The sequence below is a fragment of the Citrobacter sp. Cb023 genome, from assembly GCF_030336805.1.
Taxonomy (GTDB): Bacteria; Pseudomonadota; Gammaproteobacteria; order Enterobacterales; family Enterobacteriaceae; genus Citrobacter; species Citrobacter braakii.
Window position 1 is genome coordinate 187,669 of sequence record NZ_JAOWCV010000041.1, and the last position, 9,434, is coordinate 197,102.

Here is a 9,434-nt window from a genome sequence, read left to right on the forward strand (position 1 = left end):
CACTACAGCCGATTGTAAATTGTGGGCAGAAAATTCTGATTAATTATTCAACAAAAACAGAAAGGTAAGCTGAGCGTATGCATCAAAGCCCGGCAGCGTTATGCGTACCGGGCCTGAACATAATTGCAAGCTATTTTTGCAACCACCAGACGGCTTCAAAAGGACGCAGCGTCATGTCTGCGGGTTGGCTGGCGACCTCGGCATAGTTGTGCATCAGCACCTGCCAGTTGCCGTCGGTCTGGGTCGGCTGCCAGCTCTGGAAGGTATCGCTCAGATTAGCAATGACCAGCAACCGCTGTCCTTGCCATTTACGTTGATAGCACCACAGATGCGGGCTTTCCGGTAGCAGATCCTGATAGTCGCCCCAGGTAATAACCGGCTCTGCTTTACGCAATGCGATCAGCTTCTGATAGGTATAGAACACCGAGTCGGTATCGCGCAGCGCTGCCGCCACGTTGATATCCGCTGCGTTGTCGCACAGATTGATCCACGGCTCACCCTGGGTGAAGCCCGCGTGTTTGCTGGCATCCCACTGCATCGGCGTGCGGCTGTTATCGCGCGATTTACTGGCGAGGATCGCCAGCAGCTCTTGCGCATCGCGCCCCTGGCCGTTCAGGGCGGCAAACATGTTATGGCTTTCCACATCGCGATAATCGGTAATCTGGCGGAAGTGCGGATTGGTCATGCCGATCTCTTCACCCTGGTAGATGTAGGGCGTGCCCTGCATACCGTGCAGCACCATCGCCAGCATTTTTGCGGCCGGAACGCGGTATTTACCTTCATCGCCAAAACGCGACACGATGCGTGGCTGGTCGTGGTTACACCAGAACAGCGCGTTCCAGGCCTGATTGTGCATGCCTTGCTGCCAGTGGCGGAACAGGGTTTTGAGCGCCACATAGTCGGGTTTGGCTAACGTCCACTTCTCACCGTTGGGGTAATCCACTTTCAGGTGGTGGAAGTTGAAGGTCATCGACAGTTCGCTGCCATCGAGTGCGGCGTACTGCTGGCAGTTTTCCAGCGTGGTGGAGGACATTTCTCCGACCGTCATCAGGCCGCGGGGCGTGAAGACGTCGCGATTCATTTTACGTAAAAACGCATGCGCGCGCGGGCCGTCGGTATAAAAACGCCGCCCATCGCCGTCGGGATCGCTCGGGAAGTCCTGATCTTTAGAGATAAGATTCACCACGTCGAGACGCAGTCCGTCCACGCCGCGATCGGCCCAGAACTCGCACACTTTTTTTAGCTCGGCGCGGACCGCCGGGTTCTCCCAGTTCAGGTCTGCCTGCTCCGGAGCAAAGAGGTGCAGATAGTACTGCTCGCTTTCGGCGTGCCAGCCCCAGGCGCTGCCGCCAAATTTGGAGCGCCAGTTATTCGGGAGACTGTCTGGCGTACCGTCGCGCCAGAGGTAAAACTGACGATACGGGCTGTCTTTATCCAGCGCCTCGCGAAACCAGGGGTGCTGGGTTGAAGTGTGGTTAAACACCATATCGAGAATAATACGGATACCGCGCGCTTTCGCCTGCGCCACCAGTTCGTCAAAGTCTGCAAGCGTTCCGTAGGCCGGATCGACAGACATGTAATCCGCGACGTCGTAGCCGTTATCAACCTGCGGCGAAATATAGAACGGCGTTAGCCAGATGGCATCAACCCCCAGCGTTTGCAGATAGTCGAGGCGCTGCGTCACGCCGCGTAAATCGCCGGTGCCGCTGCCGGTGGTGTCCTGAAAACTCTTGGGGTAAACCTGATAGATGACGCCGTTTTGCCACCAGTGGGGAATATTCATGGTTGTTTCCTGGAAATACGATGGGGCGCAACTGCGCCCCGAAGAAAAGTTAGACAATTTGTAGTGTGCCCATACGGTGTTTACGCTGATAAACGAATGAGGTCAGTACCATGGGGATAACAATCGCAATGACCATTGCCATGCCAAATACCTGCCAGTAAGTCGGCTGGATGGAGAGGATGCCCGGCAAACCGCCGACGCCAATTCCGTTCGCCAACACACCGTTCAGGCCGCACAGCAGTCCGGCGAGACCGGAACCGATCATCGCGCACAGCATCGGGAAGCGGTATTTCAGGTTGATCCCGTACATGGCCGGTTCAGTGACCCCGAGATAGGCGGAGATCGCGGCAGGAACGGAGATTTCACGTTCATTGTGTTTGCGACTGGAGATGATGATCCCGACTACCGCAGAGGCCTGAGCGATATTCGACAGTGCGATCAGCGGCCATACCGGCGTACCGCCCATGCTCTGAATCATCTGCATGTCGATAGCCAGCGTGGTCTGATGCACGCCGGTTATCACCAGCGGGGCATACAGGAAGCCGAACAGCGCCGCGCCAATCGGGGCAAAGCTGCCGGTCAGCAGGTGACGGACCGCAAACGCGACACCGTCGCCGATCATGCGGCCAAACGGACCGATAAAGGCGTGCGCGAGGAACACCGCAAGGATCAACGAGCACACCGGGACGATCACCAGATACAGATAATCCGGGACGATGCGTTTCATGCGTGTTTCAATAAACCCGAGCGCCAGACCGGCCAGCAGTGCCGGAATAACCTGTGCCTGATAGCCCACTTTCTCAATGCTGAACAGGCCGAAGTTCCACACTTCCGGTACCTGTTGACCGAGTAGATAGGCGTTCATTAGCTGCGGTGAAACCAGGGTCACACCCAGCACAATACCGAGGATCGGCGTTCCGCCCATTTTCTTCACTGCTGACCAGCAGATCCCGACCGGCAGATAGAAGAAGATCGCTTCGCCAATTAGCCACAGGAAGTCGTAAAGGGTTTTCAGCGAAGGGTGCATCTGCGCCAGCGTCTGCCCGTTGCTCATGGGCAGATCGCCAATCACATTACGGAACCCCAAGATCAAGCCGCCGCTAATCAGCGCTGGCAGCAGCGGGAAGAAGATCTCCGCAAAATGAGAAATCAGCTGTTCGTGCCATTTCATATTCTGCCGCGCGGCTTTTTTCGCCTGCTCTTTGTCGGCGCTGGCCTGACCGGTTGTCGCCAGCAGCGCTTTGTAGTAATCGCCCACTTCGGTGCCAATCACTACCTGAAACTGCCCGGCGTTGGTGAAGCAGCCTTTGACCATCGGCAACTGTTCGATCTCTTTTGGCCTGGCATTCGCAGGCTGATTCAGCACAAAACGCAGGCGAGTAATGCAGTGACTTACCGTGGCGATATTGTCGCGCCCGCCTACCAGCTCAATCAGCCGGTCGATGTCTGCTTGTTTTATTTTGCTCATGATGATGTGTGTTCCCCGTAGGCCGGATAAGACGTTTTAGCATCGCCATCTGGCAACTCTCTCGTTGCTGTGGCCAGAGTATATCGTCGATGATTTTTTAAAAATGGGAACGTTCCCGAAACGTAGCGAAGATCACAAATTAACGCTCAGAAAGCGATCAGGAGAGGGTGGAAGGAATAACGATTTGTCGTAGTTCGCTACGGCCGTTGATCTGCTCGATCAGCTGCGAGGCCGCTTGTCGTCCGGCTTCGGCATATCCTGGATCGACGGTGATAATTTCCGGATGGAGGAATTTCATCAGCGGCGTACTGCCCACGCTCGCCAGCTGTAGATTCTCAATTCGCTGCTCTTGCAGATATTTGCTGACACCAAGGGCGAGGGTGTCCGTCGCGCAGACTAAGGCAGTGGTTTCCGGGGTGATGACGTTGGCGGCCTGCTCATAACCCTGCTTCATGGCAAGCCCCGGTAGCGCGGCTACAGGATGCAGTTTGTGTTTCTTACAGAACGCCAGGTAGGCTTCATGGCGGCGCTTACCGGTGGTCACGTCGCTATGGGGAACGCCAAGAAAGCTGATATGGCGATGCTCGCGATCGTATAAACGCTGCATCAGGGTGCGAATGGCGCCTTCATCGTCATAGCAGACGGAGGCAAAGCCTTTGGCATCTCTTGCCAGCAGCACCAGCGAATCCTGCCAGGAGGCGAGCATGGATTCACTTATGCCGGTAAAACCAAACAGCACCACGCCGTCAATATTGCGGCGTCTGAGCATGCCGAGATGCTCTTCAACCAGCTCGGGCGAGAACTGGCTTTCCATCATGATCGGGTCGTAACCCTGCTCATAAAAGGCGGGCAGCATGGTTTGTACGGCGAGATTTTCCGAAAGCGAGTCCAGACGCGTGACGATGATCGCCACCACCTTGTCACTTTGTCCGCGCATGGCGCGTGCGGAGCGGGAAGGGGAAAAACCGTGCTGATTCATCACCGCTTCAACGCGTTCGCGGGTGCGTTCGCTCACGCCGCTTTCATTGTTAAGCACACGGGAAACGGTTGATTTTCCCACACCGCTTAAGCGGGCGATGTCTTTAATTGTCAGCCGGTTTTGCATCCTGTTTTCCCGTGTTGCGTGTGAAGTTATGCCAAATAGAGAATAACTTTACTCAAGCGCAGCGCAATGGGCAAAGTCTGGTATACGTTTGGTTTAGTTTCCATGGTTTATCATACTGCCATAATTGCCACAAACCTTATGGTTTTCTGCGTATAATCCGCAGCGCAAATCATTCACTTACCGGAGGCTATATGGATCCCGATCCCACCCCTCTCCCGAGATGGAGAAACTCCCCTTTCCGGTAAGCCTGTCTTTCACTGTCTTACCGGAGCAGTAAGACAGTGACGTTCTGACGTCCCTGTTGTGATTTTAATATTGCCATCAGGTAAGGCTTTGCCACGCCTGAAGGATTTACTGCGCCTGTTGAGACTGGCGCAGAGGGACTGCCTATGTTCAAAAATATCACTCGCCAGCTATTTGCCCGGCTAAACCGCCATTTACCACACCGTCTGGTGCATCGCGATCCGTTGCCTAATGCCCAGACCGTTGCCAGCACGCCGATCCCGCCATCGCTGAGCGAACATTGTCTGAAAATGGCGCTGATTGACGAAGCCGCGCTGTGGAAAACGTTTGGCGCGCACCCGGAAGGATTAAACGCCGCAGAAGTGGAAAACGCTCGCGAATTACATGGCGAGAACCAACTGCCGGCGCAGAAGCCGTCGCCGTGGTGGGTGCATCTGTGGGTCTGCTACCGCAACCCGTTTAATATTTTGTTGACCATCCTCGGTGCGATTTCCTATGCCACCGAAGATCTGTTTGCCGCTGGCGTCATTGCTCTGATGGTCGTCATCTCTACGTTACTGAATTTTGTGCAGGAGGCGCGTTCCACCAAAGCGGCAGATGCGCTGAAAGCGATGGTCAGTAACACCGCTACGGTGCTGCGCGTTATCAACGAGAAAGGAGAGAACGGCTGGGTTGAACTGCCGATCGACCAGTTAGTTCCCGGCGATATCATTAAGCTGGCGGCAGGGGATATGATCCCGGCCGATCTGCGTGTGGTGCAGGCTCGTGACCTGTTCGTGGCCCAGGCTTCGCTGACCGGTGAATCGCTGCCGGTGGAGAAAGTCGCAACCAGCCGCGACCCGCAGCAAAGCAACCCGCTCGAATGCGATACCCTGTGCTTTATGGGCACCAACGTGGTGAGCGGCACGGCGCAGGCCATCGTGATTGCGACCGGAGCCAATACCTGGTTCGGGCAACTGGCGGGCCGCGTCAGCGAGCAGGAAAGCGAGCAGAATGCTTTCCAGAAAGGGATCAGTCGCGTCAGCATGCTGCTGATCCGTTTTATGCTGGTGATGGCGCCGATTGTGCTCATCATCAACGGCTATACCAAAGGCGACTGGTGGGAAGCGGCGCTGTTTGCCCTGTCTGTCGCGGTGGGGCTGACCCCGGAAATGCTGCCGATGATCGTCACCTCGACGCTGGCGCGTGGGGCGGTGAAGCTGTCAAAACAAAAGGTCATCGTCAAACACCTCGACGCCATTCAGAACTTTGGCGCGATGGATATCCTGTGTACTGATAAAACGGGTACCCTGACACAAGACAAAATTGTACTTGAGAATCATACAGATATATCTGGTAAACCCAGCGAGCACGTCCTGCATTCTGCGTGGCTGAACAGCCATTACCAGACCGGGTTGAAGAATCTGCTGGATACGGCAGTGCTGGAAGGTGTGGACGAAGAATCAGCCCGCCAGCTCTCTACCCGCTGGCAGAAAATTGATGAGATCCCGTTTGACTTCGAACGCCGCCGCATGTCGGTGGTGGTCGCTGAAGAAACCGATGTGCATCAGCTGGTGTGCAAAGGCGCGCTGCAGGAGATCCTCAGCGTCTGCACCCAGGTGCGCTACAGCGGTGAGGTTGTCCCGTTAGATGACAACATGCTGCGTCGGGTGAAGCGCGTCACGGATACGCTGAATCGCCAGGGGCTGCGCGTGGTAGCAGTGGCGACGAAATACCTGCCAGCGCGTGAGGGCGATTACCAGCGTATTGATGAATCAGATCTGATCCTCGAAGGCTATATTGCGTTCCTCGATCCGCCGAAAGAGACCACCGCGCCAGCGCTCAAAGCGCTGAAAGCCAGCGGTATTACGGTGAAAATCCTGACTGGCGATAGCGAGCTGGTGGCGGCGAAAGTGTGTCATGAAGTAGGGCTGGATGCGGGCGATGTGGTTATCGGCAGCAGCATTGAAGGGTTAAGCGACGATGAGCTGGCAACGCTGGCCCAGCGCACCACGCTGTTTGCTCGTCTGACGCCGATGCACAAAGAGCGCATTGTCACGCTGCTCAAGCGCGAAGGTCATGTGGTTGGCTTTATGGGGGATGGCATTAACGATGCCCCGGCGCTGCGTGCGGCGGACATTGGTATCTCCGTTGACGGCGCGGTTGATATTGCGCGTGAAGCGGCTGATATCATCCTGCTGGAAAAGAGTCTGATGGTGCTGGAAGAAGGGGTGATCGAAGGACGCCGTACTTTTTCTAACATGCTGAAGTATATCAAAATGACGGCCAGTTCTAACTTCGGTAATGTGTTTAGCGTGCTGGTGGCGAGCGCCTTCTTACCGTTCCTGCCGATGTTGCCGCTGCACTTACTGATTCAGAACCTGCTGTACGATGTATCCCAGGTGGCGATTCCGTTTGATAACGTCGACGAAGAGCAGATCAAAAAGCCGCAGCGCTGGAATCCCAGCGAGTTGGGGCGCTTTATGATCTTCTTTGGACCAATCAGCTCGATCTTCGACATTCTGACATTTTGCCTGATGTGGTTCGTCTTCCATGCGAATACGCCAGAACATCAGACGTTGTTCCAGTCTGGCTGGTTCGTGGTAGGCCTGCTGTCGCAAACGCTGATTGTGCATATGATCCGTACCCGCCGCGTGCCGTTCATCCAAAGCCGCGCCGCATGGCCGCTGATGCTGATGACGCTGGTGGTCATGGTGGTAGGCATTGCATTACCGTTCTCCCCGCTGGCCAACTATCTGCAATTGCAGGCGCTGCCGCTGAGCTACTTCCCGTGGCTGATTGCGATTCTGGCGGGCTACATGACATTAACCCAGCTCGTGAAAGGTTTTTATAGCCGCCGCTACGGCTGGCAGTAAGCACAAGATATCGGCTGCGTTGGCCCCTTAAAAAGCCAACGCAGCTGTAACCTGGCGCAGGAGGAATATCGGTATCGCCCGATGATTCGTGCCGCAGAAAATTCATGCGTATTATTATTTCTGTTAAAAGATAATTAATTCGATAAATGTGAATGATAAGTGAATAAATTCACGTAGAATATTGTTTTTTAATATTCATACATTAAAAATTATAATTTATAAGATATGCCTTAGCACTCCCCCTCCATTCATTCCGCAAAATATCGAGAATTAAAAAATTTACATAAAAATCTATGATTGCAACATGTTGTATTTTATGTTTTTTTTTAATGATTCCTTTATTCTTATTTTTATCAATCCCAATAAAAACAATGCGTTGAGATATATATTCATGGCGGTGATTCGTTGTTATGAAATATGTCTTTGGATATACTCGCTTCTATATAAATTTATTTATATGGTGCCGCTGTATTACAGATTCGGAGAATCTGCGGCGGCGTGTTTCGTCGCTATGTCGTTTTATCTATATCATTTCGCTCACATCAGAGAGACTCACATTATGCAAAGGAAAGCTATTTCATTTTGTATTGCCCTGGCATTAAGCGGTAATACATTTGCCGCCGATCTTAACAACAACGAAGACAAAAAAAAGCAGTGTCCCGAAAATATCAGCAGCCTTTCTCAGGCTGAGCTGGCCAAACTGTCGCCGGAGTGCCAGAAAGCCACGGAAAGCGTTTTAGAGCAGGGCTGGGCATGGGCGGTGGGCGGTATCGCTGCTGTGGCCGCCACGGTGGGTATCGCGGCGAGCGGCGGCGGCGGCAGCAGCCATTCGTCCTCCGGGTTGCCTGTTGATCCAGTAACGCCTGTGGACCCGGTAACACCTGTGGACCCGGTAACACCTGTCGATCCGGTGGACCCCGTTACACCTGATACCCCCCCCTCCGTTTATGACAATGGCGTTACCCTTGACCGGGGCGCGAAAACCCTGACCTTTGCCTCGCTGGTGGTGAACGGCGTCACTTATACCAATACCACCTTCGCCATTACCAAGCAGGGCGACGGCTACCTGCTGACCGCGCCGGACGGCAAAACCCTGACCGTGACCAGCCTGAACGTGATGGGCAATGCGCTGGTGATGCAGGGAACGTACGGCAGTAACAACCTGTTCTGGTCGTACAACCGCGCAGGAAAGCTTACTCTTGCGGGGCCAGACACCACGGTTATTGACGGCGACGGGCAGCAGAAAACAGTTGATGGTGGCTCCACCGCAGGCGGCCCGGGCGATACCGGGACGATTATCAACGGCGATGGTAACGATATTAATGTGAATGGTGACACCGGCGCTACTGGCGGCGGCACCGGCACCGACGTGAACGGCAACGACAACACCATCAACAACGGCGGTAAAAATACCGCAGACGGTGAAGGCTCCGCCGGTACAGACGTGACCGGCGACGGCAACGACATCAACAACACCGGTGATAACAGCGGCACCAACGGCGGCACTGGCACCGGCGTGGACGGTAACGACAACACCATCAACAACGGCGGCAAAAATACCGCAGACGGTGAAGGCTCCACCGGTACAGACGTGACCGGCGACGGCAACGACATCAACAACACCGGCGACAACGGCGCCACCAACGGCGGCACCGGCACAGACGTGGACGGCAACGGCAACACAGTTGATAACGGTGGCAACAACACCGCCGACGGTGCAGGCTCCACCGGTACAGACGTGACTGGCGACGGCAACGACATCAACAACACCGGTGATAACAGCGGCACCAACGGCGGTACCGGCACCGGCGTGGACGGCAACGACAACACCATCAACAACGGCGGCAAAAACACCGCAGACGGTGAAGGCTCCACCGGTACTGACGTGACCGGCGACGGTAACGACATCAACAACACCGGCGACAACGGCGCCACCAACGGCGGCACCGGCACCAGCGTGGACGGAGACGGCAACACGGT

The 9,434-nt window shown here is 55.0% G+C and carries 6 protein-coding genes; 3 read left to right on the forward strand and 3 right to left on the reverse strand.

Translation table 11 applies throughout. The annotated features are described in order from the left end of the window. Window positions 1–130: 130 nt before the first annotated feature. From treC to treR, 3 genes are all read right to left on the reverse strand, one after another. On the reverse strand, window positions 131–1,783 hold the full coding sequence (gene treC / locus OGW44_RS25595; RefSeq protein WP_185654785.1) for an alpha,alpha-phosphotrehalase: 1,653 nt from the start codon (window positions 1,781–1,783) through the stop codon (window positions 131–133). A gap of 49 nt (window positions 1,784–1,832) precedes the next feature. Beyond that, a complete protein-coding gene (gene treB, locus OGW44_RS25600; protein WP_016155564.1) occupies window positions 1,833–3,251 on the reverse strand; it encodes a PTS trehalose transporter subunit IIBC in 1,419 nt (472 codons plus the stop codon). Window positions 3,252–3,408: 157 nt separating this feature from the next. After that, window positions 3,409–4,356, reverse strand: a complete 948-nt coding sequence (gene treR, locus OGW44_RS25605) for a trehalose operon repressor TreR (protein ID WP_016155565.1) — start codon at window positions 4,354–4,356, stop codon at window positions 3,409–3,411. Between the two features lie 191 nt (window positions 4,357–4,547). Here treR and mgtL point away from each other — a divergent pair, with 191 nt between their 5' ends. The 3 genes from mgtL to OGW44_RS25615 all read left to right on the forward strand — a co-directional run. Further along, a complete protein-coding gene (gene mgtL, locus OGW44_RS25705) occupies window positions 4,548–4,601 on the forward strand; it encodes a mgtA regulatory leader peptide MgtL (RefSeq protein WP_223870169.1) in 54 nt (17 codons plus the stop codon). Window positions 4,602–4,745: 144 nt separating this feature from the next. Continuing rightward, on the forward strand, window positions 4,746–7,454 hold the full coding sequence (gene mgtA, locus OGW44_RS25610; RefSeq protein WP_185654784.1) for a magnesium-translocating P-type ATPase: 2,709 nt from the start codon (window positions 4,746–4,748) through the stop codon (window positions 7,452–7,454). Between the two features lie 559 nt (window positions 7,455–8,013). Continuing rightward, the coding region (locus OGW44_RS25615) for a beta strand repeat-containing protein (protein WP_502874012.1) at window positions 8,014–9,434 on the forward strand (1,421 nt) is incomplete at its 3' end.

Coding starts and splice junctions, on each gene's coding strand:
- treB (WP_016155564.1), bottom strand. CDS start 3,251: ATGAGCAAAATAAAACAAGCAGACATCGACCGGCTGATTGAGCTGGTA.
- treR (WP_016155565.1), bottom strand. CDS start 4,356: ATGCAAAACCGGCTGACAATTAAAGACATCGCCCGCTTAAGCGGTGTG.
- mgtA (WP_185654784.1), top strand. CDS start 4,746: ATGTTCAAAAATATCACTCGCCAGCTATTTGCCCGGCTAAACCGCCAT.
- treC (WP_185654785.1), bottom strand. CDS start 1,783: ATGAATATTCCCCACTGGTGGCAAAACGGCGTCATCTATCAGGTTTAC.